General features: G+C 34.6%; 11 protein-coding genes. All 11 read left to right on the top strand.

The window, feature by feature from the left end; translation table 11 throughout:
• Positions 1 to 5: 5 nt before the first annotated feature.
• On the top strand, positions 6 to 506 hold the full coding sequence (locus HMPREF1253_RS03080; protein ID WP_023055297.1) for a TRAP transporter small permease: 501 nt from the start codon (positions 6 to 8) through the stop codon (positions 504 to 506).
• Between the two features lie 28 nt (positions 507 to 534).
• Positions 535 to 1809, top strand: a complete 1275-nt coding sequence (locus HMPREF1253_RS03085) for a TRAP transporter large permease (RefSeq protein ID WP_023055296.1) — start codon at positions 535 to 537, stop codon at positions 1807 to 1809.
• A 53-nt stretch (positions 1810 to 1862) separates the two neighbouring features.
• On the top strand, positions 1863 to 2879 hold the full coding sequence (locus HMPREF1253_RS03090) for a zinc-binding alcohol dehydrogenase family protein (RefSeq protein ID WP_023055289.1): 1017 nt from the start codon (positions 1863 to 1865) through the stop codon (positions 2877 to 2879).
• Between the two features lie 338 nt (positions 2880 to 3217).
• Entirely contained in the window at positions 3218 to 6967 is a 3750-nt protein-coding gene (locus HMPREF1253_RS03095; RefSeq protein WP_023055307.1) for a DNA-directed RNA polymerase subunit beta, read from the top strand.
• A 25-nt stretch (positions 6968 to 6992) separates the two neighbouring features.
• On the top strand, positions 6993 to 10574 hold the full coding sequence (gene rpoC, locus HMPREF1253_RS03100; RefSeq protein ID WP_023055292.1) for a DNA-directed RNA polymerase subunit beta': 3582 nt from the start codon (positions 6993 to 6995) through the stop codon (positions 10572 to 10574).
• Between the two features lie 985 nt (positions 10575 to 11559).
• Positions 11560 to 12153 carry a TetR/AcrR family transcriptional regulator gene (locus tag HMPREF1253_RS03105; protein ID WP_023055294.1) on the top strand — a complete coding sequence of 198 codons (594 nt, stop codon included), beginning with the start codon at positions 11560 to 11562 and terminating at the stop codon, positions 12151 to 12153.
• A complete protein-coding gene (locus HMPREF1253_RS03110; protein WP_023055305.1) occupies positions 12150 to 13214 on the top strand; it encodes a DUF2871 family protein in 1065 nt (354 codons plus the stop codon). The genes HMPREF1253_RS03105 and HMPREF1253_RS03110 overlap by 4 nt, the downstream gene beginning before the upstream one ends.
• 141 nt (positions 13215 to 13355) lie before the next feature.
• Complete coding sequence (gene rpsL, locus HMPREF1253_RS03115; RefSeq protein WP_023055287.1) at positions 13356 to 13769, top strand: 30S ribosomal protein S12; 414 nt, start codon at positions 13356 to 13358, stop codon at positions 13767 to 13769.
• Positions 13770 to 13863: 94 nt separating this feature from the next.
• The gene (rpsG, locus tag HMPREF1253_RS03120) at positions 13864 to 14334 is read left to right on the top strand and encodes a 30S ribosomal protein S7 (RefSeq protein ID WP_023055285.1); all 471 of its coding nucleotides are present in this window, start codon (positions 13864 to 13866) and stop codon (positions 14332 to 14334) included.
• Between the two features lie 10 nt (positions 14335 to 14344).
• Entirely contained in the window at positions 14345 to 16420 is a 2076-nt protein-coding gene (gene fusA, locus HMPREF1253_RS03125; protein ID WP_023055304.1) for an elongation factor G, read from the top strand.
• A 10-nt stretch (positions 16421 to 16430) separates the two neighbouring features.
• A partial coding sequence (locus tag HMPREF1253_RS03130) for a GTP-binding protein (protein ID WP_023055291.1) occupies positions 16431 to 16740 on the top strand: 310 nt, incomplete at its 3' end.

Raw genomic sequence — 16740 nt, forward strand, 5'->3', positions numbered from 1 at the left:
TTATTTTGAAAAAACTTGATAGCTTTTTAGATAAAGTTTTATCTGTTATAACGGTTATACTTTATATGGCTATGATAATTGTCGTTTTAATGCAAATAGCAGCAAGATATATGCCTTCTCTAACCTTAAGTTGGACAGAAGAATTAACAAGATTTATTTTTGTTTTCATAATAGCCCTTGGGGCACCCCTCTCATTAAAATACAATGCCTTTGCAGATGTTGATTTAATTTATGAAAAATTCCCTAAGAATGCTAAAAAAATTTGCATTTTTATAGATTTTCTTTTGATTTCAATATTTTTAGGAATTGTAATATATAGCGGATATTTATTTACAACTTTAGGTGGAAGATCAGTATCACCGGCTATGAGATGGCCAATGTTTATCCATCACAGCACAATTTTATTTTTCGGAATATTTTCTCTATTCTACAGTGTTTTAAAATTAATAGACTTTTTGAAAGATTCCGACAAATCACTGGAACAATTTGATATTACACAGGATTAGAGAAATTAATTATGGAGGATAAGAAATTATGAATGTATGGATAATGTTTATAATCTTTTTGATTTTATTATTTACAAGAGTTCCTATTGCATATTCATTGGGAATATCCGCAGTAATTTATTTATTACTTGAAGGTATCCCTTTCAATATAGTAGCGGAAAAAATGTATGCAGGAATGGACTCATTTACCATGGTATGTATACCATCATTTATTTTAGCAGGAAACCTAATGAACACAGGGGGAATAACTAAGAGAATAGTTGCCTTTTGTAACGTGTTTGTAGGTCATATAAGAGGAGCTTTAGCCTATATAAATATATTAGCATCAGTTCTTTTTGCAGGTATCTCAGGAACAGCCCTAGCAGACGTAGCATCCTTAGGATCAATGTTAATTCCTGCTATGAAAGACGAAGGATACGATGCAGACTTCTCTGTAGCAATTACAGCATCAACTTCAGTCGTAGGACCTATAATACCACCATCAGTACCTATGGTTATTGCAGGAACTTTAACAAACTTATCAATAGCTAAACTTTTCGTAGGCGGAATAATGCCAGGCTTAATAATGGGTTTGGGCTTTATAATTCCAACATACTATATGTCTAAGAAAAGAAACTATCCTAAGCACGAAAGAGTTCCTATGAAAGAAAGAGTGAAAATTATAAAAGACGTAATATGGGCTCTTCTTATGCCTTTAATACTTATGGTTGGAATTCTTTCAGGAATATTCACCCCTACAGAAGCATCAATAGTTACAGTACTTTATGCCTTTGTAGTAGGTATATTTATTTATAAGGAAATAAAATTAAAAGATATTTTCCCAATTTTCAGAGATACTGTCATAGCAGCAGGCTCAGTTATAATATTAGTAGGAATTGCAAATTTATTTGCATGGATTTTAACAAGTGAAAGAGTACCTCAAACAATAGCAAGTGGAATTTTATCAATAACTGAAAATCCTATTTTAGTAATATTAATTATGAATATAGTTCTATTATTTACAGGTATGTTTATGGAATCTATAGCGGCAATTATAATTATGATTCCCGTTTTACTTCCCGTTGCAACAGCAATAGGAATGAGCCCAATACATTTTTCAATTATGGCAATACTAAATCTTATGATTGGACTTGTAACACCTCCCGTTGGACTATGCTTAACAACAGCAGCTCAAATAGGAAAAATATCAACAGGACGTGCAATAAAAGCAAATGCACCATTTTTAGTTGTATTACTGGTAATTCTTGCTTTAGTATCATACGTACCAGCAGTAACAACATTCTTACCGGGACTTATGAAATAATTCTTTAGAATATAAAAATCACATAAAAATCACAGAGCATAAAAGGAGAGAAAATGAAAGCTATACAAGTTGTTGAACCAGGTAGAATGGAACTTATAGAAGTTCCCATGCCTAAAATAAAAAATCCTAAAGACGTATTGGTAAAAATAAGAGCCTTTGGAATTTGCGGATCCGATGTAGGAATCTTTAAAGGAAAGAATCCTTTTGCAATATATCCAAGAATAATAGGCCACGAAGCTTGTGGAGAAGTTTATCAAGTTGGTGACAAAGTAAAAGATTTAAAAGTTGGAGATAAGGTAGTCTTAGAACCCATAGAATTTTGTGGCGAATGTTATGCATGTAGACATGAAAGACACAATGTATGTAAAGATTTACAAGTTTATGGAGTTCATAGAGAAGGCGGATTCTGTGAATACCTAGTAGCAGACAGATCAAAATGGCATAAAGTAGATGACAATATGTCCTTTGAACATGCAGTAGTAGCAGAACCTTACACAATAGCAGAGCAATCAACATCAAGAGCAAGAGTAAAAAAAGGCGATTATGTATTAGTAACAGGAGCAGGTCCTATGGGGCTTTTAATTACAGACATAGCAACCTGCAAGGGAGCCAATGTAATAGTATCTGAAATAAATGACAGAAGAAGAAATATGGCAAAAGAATTTGGAGCAAAATACACAATCGATCCTTCAAAAGAATCTTTAAAAGATTTAGTAGATCAAATAACAAATGGCGAAGGGGTAAATGTTTTAATAGAAACAACAGGAGTGCCTCAAGTAATGGAAGAAGCTGTAAAACTTCTATCACCAGCATCAAGAGTTGTTCCTTTGGCATTTGGTTCTGAATATATACCTTTGGATTGCAAAACCATAAATCAAAAGGAAATAGAAATTGCAGGCTCAAGACTTCAATACGAAAAATTCGACATAGTTTGCTCATATTTAAAAGACAAAGAAGACCTTTTAAATAAATTCGTAACAGATGTATTTAAAGCAGAAGATTACAAAAAAGCCTTTGAAAAATTTATGGAAAAAGACACCAGCTCAATAAAAGTAGTATTAACCTTTTAAAAATAAATATAAAAAGAAGACCTAAGGGTCTTTTTTTTATGCCTTGAAAAATAAAAATAATTTCCATTGAAATTTAAACCTGAAGTAGAGACCAATTAATTGAAAATCGGTCCCTAGAGGTCATATATAAAATAAATTTTAATTCAAGAATAGAGAATAAATTTAAAAACGCTCTACGTGAAGCGTAAAAAATTTTTATAAAAAAAATTAATTAATGCTTTGAATTTAACTTGCCAAGTGTTATAATAATAAATTGCATAATAATTAATTTAGAGTGGAACATTAGGCTCTAAATATAAATTGGACGTTACTGCATGAAACAAAATAGGGGTGATTTAATGGTACATCCTGTAAAGTATGGAAACCGTGAAAGAATGAGTTTTTCAAGAATTGAAGAGGTTCTTGAAGTTCCAAATCTTTTGGAAGTGCAAACTTCTTCTTTCAAGTGGCTTCTTGATGAAGGATTACGAGAAGTTTTTGATGATGTTAGTCCCATTGAGGACTATGCCGGAAATTTAATTTTGGAGTTTGTTGATTACAAGATTTCTGATGAAATTAAGTATTCAATTGATGAAGCTAAGGCGCGTGATACGAACTATGCTGCTCCTCTTAAGGTTATTGTAAGGCTTATTAATGTTAAGACCGGAGAAGTTAAGGAACAGGAAGTTTTTATGGGAGATCTTCCTCTTATGACTCCTACGGGAACTTTTGTTATTAACGGTGCTGAAAGAGTTGTTGTTTCACAACTTGTTAGAAGCCCCGGAGCTTATTACAAGGTTGAAACCGACAAAACAGGCAAAAAGCTTTATTCTTCAACGCTTATTCCCAATAGAGGTGCTTGGCTTGAATATGAAACTGATTCTCAAGGGGTTATTAATGTCAGAATAGATAGAACGAGAAAAATACCTATTACTGTTCTTTTAAGAGCTATAGGAGTTCAATCAAATTCTGAAATTACAGAATTCTTAGGAGAATCTGAGGCCCTTTCAAAGACTTTTGAAAAGGATCTTACTAGCAACAAGGAAGAGGCTTTAATTGAAATTTATAAGAAATTAAGACCGGGCGAACCGCCTACTCTTGATTCTGCTCAATCTCTTTTTGAAAACATGTTTTTTGATTTTAAGAGATATGATCTTGCTCATGTGGGCAGGTATAAGTTTAATAAAAAGCTGAATCTTGCATCGAGAATTGAAGAAATGATTGCCGGAGAGGATGTTATAAATCCTAATACTGGTGAAGTTTTAGTGAACGAAGAAGAGCTTATTGATAGACAAACTGCTTATAAAATCGAAAATGCAGGTATAAATAGGGTAATTGTAAGGATTAAGGCAGTTCACTTAAATGATACTGATAAAGATGTTATTGTTTACGGAAACAATTTCTGTATTCCTTCTGATTTTGATTTACCTTTTAGTCTTAAGGAAATCGGTTTTAAGGAAAAAATTTATTATCCGGTTTTTAAGGAAATTTGCGATGAATTTTCTGAAAATCCAGAGGCTTTAAAGGAAGAGCTTATAAAGAGAAAAAATGAGCTTAGTCCTAAGCATATTATTGTCGATGATATTTTAGCTTCTATAAGCTATGAATTTGGTCTTTTCCCTGGCGTTGGCAAAACTGATGATATTGACCACTTGGGAAATAGAAGAATAAGAAGTGTCGGCGAACTTTTACAAAACCAATTTAGAATTGGTGTTTCGAGAATGGAAAGGGTTATTAAGGAGAGAATGACTGTTCAAGATGCAGATGCAACTACTCCTCAAGCTCTTATAAATATTAGACCTGTAACAGCTGCGATAAAAGAATTTTTTGGATCTTCACAGCTTTCACAATTTATGGATCAAAATAATCCCCTATCAGAATTAACTCACAAAAGAAGGCTCTCAGCACTGGGACCTGGTGGGCTAAGCAGAGATAGAGCGGGCTTTGAAGTGCGTGACGTCCATAACTCTCACTACGGAAGAATGTGTCCTATAGAAACTCCCGAAGGTCCAAATATCGGTCTTATTACTTCTCTAACAACCTATGCAAGGATAAATGAATACGGCTTTATTGAAGCGCCTTACAGAAAGGTTAAAAAGGGAGAGGGAATTGTTACAAATGAAATTGAATATTTGACTGCTGATGTTGAATATGAACAAATTATCGCTCAATCTAATGAAATTTTAGATGAAAATGGAAAATTTGTTAATGATCGTATTGTTGCCCGTGGTCATGAGGGTATTGTAGATATTTTTGATTCCAAGGATGTAACTTACATGGATGTATCACCTAAGCAAATTGTTGCTGTTGGTACAGCTATGATTCCTTTCCTTGAAAATGATGATGCTAACCGTGCTCTTATGGGTGCAAATATGCAGCGTCAAGCTGTGCCTCTTCTTGCTACTGAAGCTCCAATTATAGGAACTGGTATTGAATATAGGGCTGCAAAGGACTCAGGAGTTGTTATTGTTTCAACTGATGACGGAGTTATTGAAAAGGTTGATGCGACAAATATAACTTTAAAAAGAGACCAAGATGGAAAATTAATTAATTTTAAACTTCATAAATTTGTTGGGGGCAACCAAGGTACTACTATTAATCAAAGACCTATTGTCAATAAGGGACAAATTGTAAAAAGAGGGGAAGTTATAGCTGACGGACCTTCTACGGACAAGGGTGAAATGGCTCTTGGTAAAAATATCCTTATAGCTTTTATGAACTGGGAAGGATATAACTACGAAGATGCTATGCTTGTAAATAAGGACCTTGTTATTCATGATGTTCTTACTTCTCTTCACATTGAAGAATATGAATCTGAAGCAAGAGACACTAAACTTGGACCTGAAGAAATAACAAGAGATATTCCTAATGTAAGTCCTGATATGCTTAGAGATCTTGATGAAAGAGGAATTATAAGAATAGGTGCCGAAGTTAAGCCTGGAGATATTTTAGTTGGAAAAGTTACTCCCAAGGGAGAAGGAGATCAATCTCCTGAAGAAAGACTTCTTCGTGCAATTTTCGGAGAAAAATCCAGAGAAGTTAGAGATACTTCTTTAAGACTTCCCCACGGGGAACAAGGTATTGTTGTAGATGTTAAAACCTTTACAAGGGCTATGGGCGATGAACTTCAACCGGGAGTTCAAGAAATGGTTCGTGTTTTTATAGCTACAAAGAGAAAAGTTCAAGTTGGAGATAAAATGTGCGGTCGTCACGGAAACAAGGGTGTTATTTCGAGAGTAATGCCTGCTGAAGACATGCCATATATGCCTGATGGTACTCCTATTCAAATTGTTCTTAATCCTTTAGGGGTTCCTTCTCGTATGAACCTTGGACAAGTTCTTGAAGTTCACCTTGGACTTGCTGCAAGAAAACTTGGATGGAAAGTTGCTACACCAGTATTTGACGGTGCCAACGAACAAGATATTATAGATTCCCTTGAAAAAGCAGGTCTGCCAAGTGACGGAAAAATTCAACTTCGTGACGGAAGAACCGGAGAAGAGTTTGATCATCCTGTTACTGTAGGGATAATGTATATGCTTAAACTCCACCACCTTGTTGATGAAAAAATTCACGCAAGAAGTACAGGACCTTATTCTCTTGTAACTCAACAACCTCTTGGAGGTAAAGCTCAGTTCGGAGGACAAAGGTTCGGAGAAATGGAAGTTTGGGCTCTTGAAGCCTATGGCGCATCTTATACTCTTCAAGAAATGCTTACTGTTAAGTCTGATGACATTGTAGGAAGAGTTAAGACTTATGAAGCTATAGTAAAGGGCGAAAATATTCCTACACCAGGAGTACCTGAAAGTTTTAAAGTTCTTATTAAAGAACTGGAATCTCTTGCTCTTGAAATACAAGTTCTTGATGATGAAGGAAAACTTGTAGATCTTGAAGCTGATGATGAAGACTTACAAAAAATAGATGCGGGAGTTAATACTGAATCTGATGAAGATTACAAAGAACTTATTGAAGGCAGTTCACACTTTTCAAAAATTTCATCAGAAGATGCAAACTCTCTTACCTTTGAAGATGAAGATGAGGATGAACCGTCATTTTTGAAAATTATTTCAGGTGACGATGATGGTGAACAGGACGAAGACGAAGAAGATTGATTTGTCTTAGAGAAAGGAGATTCACTTGAACGAACGCGAATTATTTCATTCGATAAAAATTGGCCTTGCTTCTCCGGAAAAGATTAGAGAATGGTCTTATGGAGAGGTAAAGAAACCTGAAACTATAAATTACAGAACCCTAAAGCCAGAAAAAGAAGGCTTGTTTTGTGAAAAAATATTTGGTCCTACTAAAGACTGGGAATGTTCTTGCGGAAAATATAAGAGGATCAGATTTAAGGGCGTAGTTTGCGAAAAATGCGGTGTTGAAGTAACAAAAGCAAAGGTACGCCGTGAAAGAATGGGTCATATTGAACTTGCTGCTCCTGTTTCACACATTTGGTATTTTAAAGGCATACCTTCAAGAATGGGACTTGTTCTTGATATGAGCCCCAGATCTCTTGAAAAAGTTTTATATTTTGCAGCTTATATCGTTACAAGAGTTGATGATGATGTAAATGCAATTGTTGAAAAACAAGTATTAAATGAAAATGAATATAGAGAGCTTAAAAGAGAATATGGCGACAAGTTTGAAGCAAAAATGGGAGCTGAAGCTATTAAAGAGCTTCTGAAAAAAGTTGATCTTGAAAAAGAATCTAAAGAACTTAAAGAAGAAATGGAAGATGCAACAGGTCAAAAACGTATTAGAGTTTCCAGAAGACTTGAAGTTATTGAAGCTTTTATCCAATCAGGCAACAAACCTGAATGGATGATCCTTGATGCAGTTCCTGTTATTCCACCAGATCTTAGACCTATGGTTCAATTAGACGGGGGAAGATTTGCTACAAGCGATTTAAATGATTTATATAGAAGAATCTTAAACAGAAACAACAGATTAAAAAAACTACTTGATATAAATGCACCGGACATTATTGTCAGAAATGAAAAGAGAATGCTTCAAGAAGCTGTAGATGCATTAATTGACAATGGTAGAAGAGGCAGACCGGTAACAGGACCGGGAAACAGACCTTTAAAATCCCTTTCAGAAATGCTTAAGGGTAAACAAGGACGTTTCCGTCAAAACTTGCTTGGTAAGCGTGTAGACTACTCAGGACGTTCAGTTATCGTTGTAGGTCCGGACCTTAAATTTTATCAATGCGGACTTCCTAAAAATATGGCCCTTGAACTTTTCAAGCCCTTTGTTATGAGAGAACTTGTAAAAAGAGAGTATGCTCATAATATAAAAAGTGCAAAAAGAAAAGTAGAAAGACAATCAGAAGAAGTTTGGGACGTACTTGAAGATGTAATAAAAGATCATCCAGTACTATTAAATCGTGCCCCTACTCTTCACAGACTGGGTATTCAAGCTTTTGAACCTGTTCTTGTAGAAGGAAAGGCAATTAAACTTCATCCCCTTGTTTGTACAGCCTACAATGCTGACTTCGACGGAGACCAAATGGCTGTCCATCTTCCTCTTTCCACAGAGGCACAAGCAGAAGCAAGACTTTTAATGTTATCTACAAATAACATTCTTGCCCTTAAAGATGGAAAACCTATTACAACTCCAACACAAGATATGATTTTAGGTATGTATTATCTGACTTTAGATAGAAAAGACAAACTAAAGGGAGACGGCATGGTCTTTTGCGACTATGATGAAATGATGCATGCATATCAAAGCGGATTTTTACACCTTCAAGCTCATGTAGGAATTAGAAAATATCTTGATGAAAATGACAAGAGGGGAAAAATTGTTTATTCTTCAGTAGGAAGATTTATAGTAAATGATTTTATAGCTCAAGACTTAGGATTTGTAGATAGAAAAGTTGATCCTTACGGACTTGAAATTGATAGGGTAATAGATAAAAAACTTCTTGGAACAATAATAGACAAGACTTATAAAAAGCATGGAAATATTGCAACAGCAAGACTTCTTGATAACATTAAGTCAAAGGGCTACCACTATTCAACAATAGGTGCCATTTCAATTTCCATGGGGGACGTTGAAGTTCCGGATACAAAGCCAAATATTCTAAAAGCTGCAGACGAAGAAGTAAAACAATATGAAGAAGCTTTCGGAATGGGTCTTATTTCCGATGAAGAAAGATATGAAAAAGTAATAGAAATTTGGAATAAAGCTACAGAAGACCTAACAGATGAAGTTATGGATGGATTTGACTCCTTAAACAACATTTATATAATGGCAGATTCAGGAGCCAGAGGTAGTAAAAACCAAATCAGACAGCTTGCAGGTATGCGTGGACTTATGGCATCACCTTCAGGTAGAACAATAGAAGTTCCAATAAAAAGTAACTTCCGTGAAGGACTTAGCGTACTTGAGTTTTACATGTCAGCTCATGGTTCCAGAAAGGGACTTGCAGATACAGCATTAAGAACTGCGGACTCAGGATATTTAACAAGAAGACTTGTAGACGTATCACAACAAGTAATAATACAAGAAGAAGATTGCGGTACAGATGAATATCTTGTAGCAAGAGCCTTTAAAGACGGAAAAGAATTAATAGAAAGCCTAAAAGACAGAATCGAAGGAAGATATGCTTTTGAAGATATAATAAATCCAGAAACAGGAGAAATTATAGTAAAAGCAAACACACAAATTTCCGATGATGACGCTGAATTAATTGAAAAATTAGGCATAGAAGAAGTAAAAGTAAGATCAGTTTTAGGTTGTAAATGCAAAACAGGAGTCTGCGCACATTGCTACGGAAGAAACCTTGCAACAGGAAGCCAAGTAGGTATCGGAGAAGCAGTAGGAGTAATAGCTGCTCAATCCATAGGAGAACCTGGTACCCAACTTACAATGAGAACATTCCACACAGGCGGAGTAGCAGCAGCAGCAGATATCACTCAAGGTCTTCCAAGAGTTGAAGAACTTTTTGAAGCAAGAAAACCTAAGGGACTTGCAGTTATTGCAGAAATAGACGGAACAGTAGAAGTCATAGAACAAAATAACAAGAGAGAAGTTGTAATAGTAAGCGAAACAGGCGAAAACCAAACTTACAACATAGTATTCGGAGCAAGACTAAAAGTAAAAACCGGAGATAAAGTTGTAAAAGGACAAGAACTTACAGAAGGATCCGTATACCCTCAAGACCTTTTAAGAGTAAAAGGCTCAAAAGGAGTAGAAGAATACATTGTAAAAGAAGTTCAAAGAGTTTACAGATTACAAGGGGTAGACATTAATGACAAGCACATAGAAATAATAGTTCGCCAAATGATGAACAAAGTTAAAATCTATGATGCAGGAGACACAGACTTTTTACCAGGATCCCTTGTTGACATTGCAGACTATAAATCTGAAAACAAAAGATTGGAAGAAGAAGGCAAAAATCCTGCTCAAGGTCAAGTAAGTCTTCTTGGAATCACAAAAGCCTCTCTTGCAACAGAATCCTTCCTATCAGCAGCATCCTTCCAAGAAACCACAAGAGTTCTTACAGATGCAGCAATAAAAGGAAAAGAAGACTTATTGCAAGGACTAAAAGAAAATATAATAATCGGTCAATTGATTCCTGCAGGAACAGGAGCAAGAATAAATTCAAAAGTTCAAATAGACATAGCAGACCAACTAAAAGAAAACTTTGAAATTTTGGAAAATTCAGAAAGACTGGAAAAAAATAAAATAGTAAAAGAAGAAATAAAAGAAGACTAAAAATAAAAATTAGCTATACATCATACAAGATGTGTAGCTTTTTTATTGCCAACAAAAACCCCTACAGCCCACAAAATCCCACACATAAAAATGTAAGATAATTTTATTCGAATATGGAACCCACACGTGAATGTGAGGTAATTTTATGTGTAAAGGATTAATAAAATTAAATCCTTGCAATCGAATGTAGGGACCAATTCATTGGTCCGGTCGCCGTAAGGCGAATTGAAATAAAATAAAAAAATGAGAAAGAAAAAATAAAGAAAAAATGTATGTTGAAAAATTTAAAACAAAAATGCTTCACGTAGAGCGTAAAAAATATTTATAAAAAAATTTAAAATAAATTTTAAATCAAATATTTATTTTGTTCTCCCACATTATACACGTGGACCGGTAAACCGGTCCCTACAGCCCACAAAAGCCCACGCATAAATGTATTGTAATTTTATCCAAACATGAAATCCACACGTGAATGTGGTGTAAATTTGTGCGAAAAGATTTTACAAAATTAAATCCTTGCAATCGAATGTAGGGACCAATTTATTGGTCCGCCGCCGTAAGGCGAATTGAAATAAAATAAAAAAATAGAAAAAGAAAAAATAAAGAAAAAATGTAAATTGAAAAAATTTAAAATAAAATAAAAATAAAAATGTAAATTTAAAATAAATTTTAAATCAAATATTTATTTTGTTCTCCCACATTATACACGTGGACCGGTAAACCGGTCCCTACAGCCCACAAAAGCCCACGCATAAATGTATTGTAATTTTATCCAAACATGAAATCCACACGTGAATGTGGTGTAAATTTGTGCGAAGAGGTTTCACAAGATTAAACCCCTGCAAATGAATGTAGGGACCAATTCATTGGTCCGATCGCCGTAAGGCGAATTAAATAAAATAAAATAAAAAATAAAAACTTGACAAAATGACAGACTGTCATTAAAATAAAAATAAATGACACGGTGTCACAAAAAGGAGGACTTATGGCAAATAAAACTTTTTATAATTTACCAGAAGAAAAACAAAATAACATTTATAAGGCCTTAAAAAATGTTTTTGAAAGTAAATCTATAAAAGAAGCAGCAGTTTCAGACATTATCAAAGAAAGTAAAATGGCAAGAGGTTCATTTTATCAATACTTTGATGACATCTATGATGCCTATTTTCTTATGCTTAAAAGAGAAACACTAGAGATACATGGAGAATTTTTTAAACTTTTGGTAAAAGAAAAGGGGAATTTAAAAGAAACTTTAAATAAATATAGAGAATTTTTGTTAAAAACTCTCTATGACCAAAAAAAGAGAAATTTATACAAACATAAATTTTTAAATTGGGACGAAAAAATAGAAGACTATTACAAAAAAGAATTTATAGAGGAAAACTTAAAGGATTTAAAAAATCCTCAAATAGAAATAGAAAACATAAATAAAAAAGAAATGATGGAATTTATAAACTTCATAAAAAGTATAATCCATGAACTTATAAAAGAAAGTTTCAGAAATGACTATACAAGAGAAAAATTTATAGAAGTTTATAAACTATATACAAATTGGATTTTAAGAGGCGTAGAAAAATGAGAGAATTGGAAGTATTTTTTGATATATTTTATTTAACCTTTGCCATGTATTTGGGTCTAAAGATGTTAACATCAAAAAAACCGGGCAAAAATCTTTTAGGAACAATGGCAATATTACTTGCAGGAGGAGATACCTTCCACTTAGTCCCGAGGATTATATCAAGGGTTGAAGAAAATGGCTTTGTAATAAATAAGAACCTCCTTTTATATGGAAGTAAAGTATCAGCAGTAACCATGTCAATTTTTTATGTTTTATTTTACATTTATATAAAAAAAATTCTAGGCTATAAAAATAAAAAAATGGACTTTGCCCTAGGACTTTCTTTAATTGTAAGAGAAGTTCTGGTTATTTATAACTTTGTAAACCTTTCAGATACCCTTGATTTAATATCAAACATACCCTTTTTAGTAATGGGAATAATTGTAATTTATTTACTAATTAAATTTAAATACAAAGAAGAACTAAAAAACCTGTGGATTTGGGTATTCTTAAGTTTCGCTTTTTACACACCGGTAGTTCTTTTTAAAAGGACCTACCCCATAGTTGGAGCCTTAATGATACCAAAAACCATGGCATATATAATGATGATTGTAAAATTTAGAAAAAACACAAAAGAAAGCTTTGGAAGCCTGGAATTTTTAAGATCAGCATTTTCATTTTTAATCTCAGGTTTAATTGCAGGAGCATTTTATAGAGAATTCGGCAAAATAGCTCCACTTGACCCCAACCTTTTAAGAGTTCATGGACACCTTATAGTCTTAGGCTTCATTGTTCTTTTCGTATTTTTCTTGGCACTTAAAAGCTTACAAATTCAAGGACAAGAATTTAAGACCACCCTTAAAATCTATGAGGCAGGAATGTTTCTAACCTATTCAATCATGTTTTTACATGGCCTTATAAATCCATATAGGCCTTCAAAACTTCTGATAAATTCTATGACAGGTTTTGCAGGAGTCGGACATATTTTATTGGGAGTATCCATTGTCATGATAATATTTAAACTTATAAAATACTTCTCAAAAGAGCAAATAAAGGGTCAAATTTTAAAAGGACAAATTTAAAATAAAAGTAAAGAAAAAACAGATAGAAAAATTAAAAAAAGTTGACGTACAAGACCACTAATGATAGAATATATAAGCGTATTTATGGCTACCATTAGGTGGTCTTTAAATTATGCAAAAATTTATAAAGGAGGTGCCTTAATGCCGACTATTAATCAGCTGGTTAGACAAGGTAGAAAGAAAGTAGAACACAAATCAAAATCACCTGCTCTTGACGTGAACTATGATTCACTAAGAAAAGTTGAAACTGATGTAAATTCACCTCAAAAGAGAGGAGTATGTGTTGCAGTTAGAACAGTAACACCGAAAAAACCTAACTCAGCTCTAAGAAAAGTAGCAAGGGTTCGTTTAACAAACGGATACGAAGTAATGGCTTACATTCCCGGAATCGGACACAACTTGCAAGAACACAGTGTAGTTCTTATTCGTGGCGGTAGGGTAAAAGACTTACCAGGTGTTAGATACCACATCATAAGAGGAACACTGGACACTGCAGGCGTTGATACAAGACGTCAAGCAAGATCAAAATATGGTACAAAGAAGCCGAAAAACTGATTAAATGAAATTTGACTTTAATATAGATTGCTTAGGCTTACGGTCAAAAACTGAGTACCGATGAATCGACTATTAATGGTTAAGGAGGGAAGTTATGCCAAGAAAAGGACATATCCAAAAACGAGAAGTAATGGCTGATCCTAAATTTGATGATGTAGTAATTACAAAGTTAATAAACAATGTAATGCTTGACGGAAAAAAGGGAACAGCTCAAAGAATTGTGTATAGCGCAATGGATGCTGTACAAGAATCAACAGGCGAAGATCCAATAGAAGTGTTCTATAAAGCACTTAACAATGTTATGCCTGTGCTGGAAGTAAAAGGAAGAAGAATAGGTGGAGCAACATACCAAGTTCCTATGGAAGTAAGACCTGAAAGACGTCAAACTCTAGGACTTAGATGGCTTGTTAAATTTGCAAGAGCCCGTGGAGAAAAAACTATGGATCAAAGACTTGCAAAAGAAATAATCGATGCTTCAAATGGTCTGGGCGCATCAGTAAAGAGAAAAGAAGAAATGCACAGAACCGCAGAAGCCAACAAGGCATTTGCTCACTACAGATGGTAAGGGAGGAAGTATGCCAAGAGAAATACCATTAGATAAAGTAAGAAATATAGGTATTATGGCTCATATCGACGCCGGAAAAACTACAACAACAGAACGTATTTTGTACTACACCGGTAAGATACACAAAATTGGAGAAACCCACGAAGGAGCTGCTCAAATGGACTGGATGGCCCAAGAGCAAGAAAGAGGTATTACAATTACTTCTGCAGCCACAACAGCTCACTGGAAGGGTTACAGATTAAACATCATTGACACTCCGGGACACGTTGACTTCACAGTAGAAGTAGAAAGATCCCTAAGAGTTCTTGATGGAGCAGTTGCATTATTTGATGCAAAATCAGGTGTTGAACCTCAATCTGAAACAGTTTGGAGACAAGCTGACAAGTATCACGTACCAAGAATTGCCCATATAAACAAAATGGACGTAACCGGTGCAGACTTTTTCAGATCAGTTGAAACAATTGAAAAAAAACTACATGGCAATCCCGTTCCAATTCAAATCCCAATAGGAGCTGAAGAAAATTTTGTAGGAATGATTGACCTTGTAGAAATGAAAGCTGAAATCTATAAAGATCAACTGGGAACAGAAATAGAAATAGAAGATGTACCTGAAGAATATATGGATAAAGCTTTAGAATACAGAGATAAATTAATTGAAAGAGTATCGGAATTTGACGAAGATCTTATGATGGCTTACCTTGAAGAAGAAGAAATAACCGATACAATGATAAAAAATGCAATAAGAAAAGGAACACTTGCAGTAAAAATGACCCCAGTAACTTGTGGATCATCATACAAAAACAAGGGTGTACAACTTTTACTTGATGCAATAATAGACTATTTACCTGCACCTACAGATATTCCTGCAATAGTAGGAACAAAACCGGGTACAGACGAAGAAGAAGACAGACACGCATCAGACACTGAACCTATGTCAGCTCTTGCTTTTAAAATAGTAACAGACCCCTATGTAGGTAAACTTGCTTACTTTAGAGTTTATTCAGGATCCATAAAAGCCGGATCATATGTAATGAACTCAACAAAGGGTAAAAGAGAAAGAATAGGAAGAATTCTTTTAATGCACGCAAACAAGCGTGAAGAAATAGAAGAAGTATTTGCAGGAGAAATTGCAGCTGCAGTAGGCTTAAAAGAAACCACTACAGGAGATACTCTTTGTGATGAAAAAGATCAAATAATTCTTGAAAACATGGAATTCCCAGAACCGGTAATTTCAGTTGCCATAGAACCAAAGACAAAAGCATCACAAGATAAAATGGCAATAGCCCTACAAAAACTTGCAGAAGAAGACCCGACATTTAAAACATACACTGATGAAGAAACAGGACAAACAATAATAGCAGGAATGGGAGAACTTCACCTTGATATTATTGTAGATAGAATGCTTAGAGAATTTAAAGTCGAAGCAAATATCGGAAATCCACAAGTTTCTTACAGAGAATCAATTACAAAAGAAGCCGACGGAGAAGGCAAATATGTACGTCAATCCGGAGGACGTGGACAATATGGTCACGCTAAAATTAAAGTAGAACCCCTTGAACCAGGTTCAGGCTTTGTATTTGAAAATAAAATTGTCGGAGGAGCTATCCCCAAAGAATATATTGGACCAGTACAACAAGGAATTGAAGAAGCTCTTCAATCAGGTGTACTTGGAGGATATGAAGTACTTGATATAAAAGTAACACTTTATGACGGTTCATACCACGAAGTTGACTCTTCAGAAATGGCATTTAAAATAGCTGGATCAATGGCTTTAAGAGATGCCCTTTCAAAAGGAAACCCAGTATTACTTGAACCTATGATGAAGGTTGAAATTACAACTCCAGAAGAATATATGGGAGATGTAATTGGAGATATAAACTCAAGACGTGGAAGAATGGAAGGAATGGAACTTGTAAACGGTGCACAAATAGTAACATGTTATGTACCCCTTGCAGAAATGTTCGGATATGCAACAGCACTTCGTTCAAACACACAAGGAAGAGCAAACTATTCAATGCAATTTGACCACTATGAACAAGTACCAAATAGTATAGCTGATGAAGTAATCGGCAAGAAAAACAAATAAGGAGGAAGAAATGGCTAAACAACATTTTGAAAGAACCAAACCACACGTAAATATAGGAACAATAGGACACGTAGACCACGGTAAAACAACTCTAACAGCAGCAATAACATTAGTACTAAACAAAAGATACGGCTCAGGAGAATTCGTAGACTATGCTCACATAGACAAGGCACCAGAAGAAAGAGAAAGAGGAATCACAATCTCAACATCACACGTAGAATACGAAACACCAAACAGACACTACGCCCACGTAGACTGCCCAGGCCACGCTGACTATGTAAAGAACATGATCACAGGAGCAGCACAAATGGACGGAGCGA

It is taken from the genome of Peptoniphilus sp. BV3C26 (assembly GCF_000478985.1).
Classification (GTDB): Bacteria; Bacillota; Clostridia; order Tissierellales; family Peptoniphilaceae; genus Peptoniphilus_B; species Peptoniphilus_B koenoeneniae.

Coding starts and splice junctions, on each gene's coding strand:
- HMPREF1253_RS03105 (WP_023055294.1), top strand. CDS start 11,560: ATGGCAAATAAAACTTTTTATAATTTACCAGAAGAAAAACAAAATAAC.
- HMPREF1253_RS03090 (WP_023055289.1), top strand. CDS start 1,863: ATGAAAGCTATACAAGTTGTTGAACCAGGTAGAATGGAACTTATAGAA.
- HMPREF1253_RS03110 (WP_023055305.1), top strand. CDS start 12,150: ATGAGAGAATTGGAAGTATTTTTTGATATATTTTATTTAACCTTTGCC.
- HMPREF1253_RS03085 (WP_023055296.1), top strand. CDS start 535: ATGAATGTATGGATAATGTTTATAATCTTTTTGATTTTATTATTTACA.
- HMPREF1253_RS03095 (WP_023055307.1), top strand. CDS start 3,218: ATGGTACATCCTGTAAAGTATGGAAACCGTGAAAGAATGAGTTTTTCA.
- rpsL (WP_023055287.1), top strand. CDS start 13,356: ATGCCGACTATTAATCAGCTGGTTAGACAAGGTAGAAAGAAAGTAGAA.
- rpsG (WP_023055285.1), top strand. CDS start 13,864: ATGCCAAGAAAAGGACATATCCAAAAACGAGAAGTAATGGCTGATCCT.
- fusA (WP_023055304.1), top strand. CDS start 14,345: ATGCCAAGAGAAATACCATTAGATAAAGTAAGAAATATAGGTATTATG.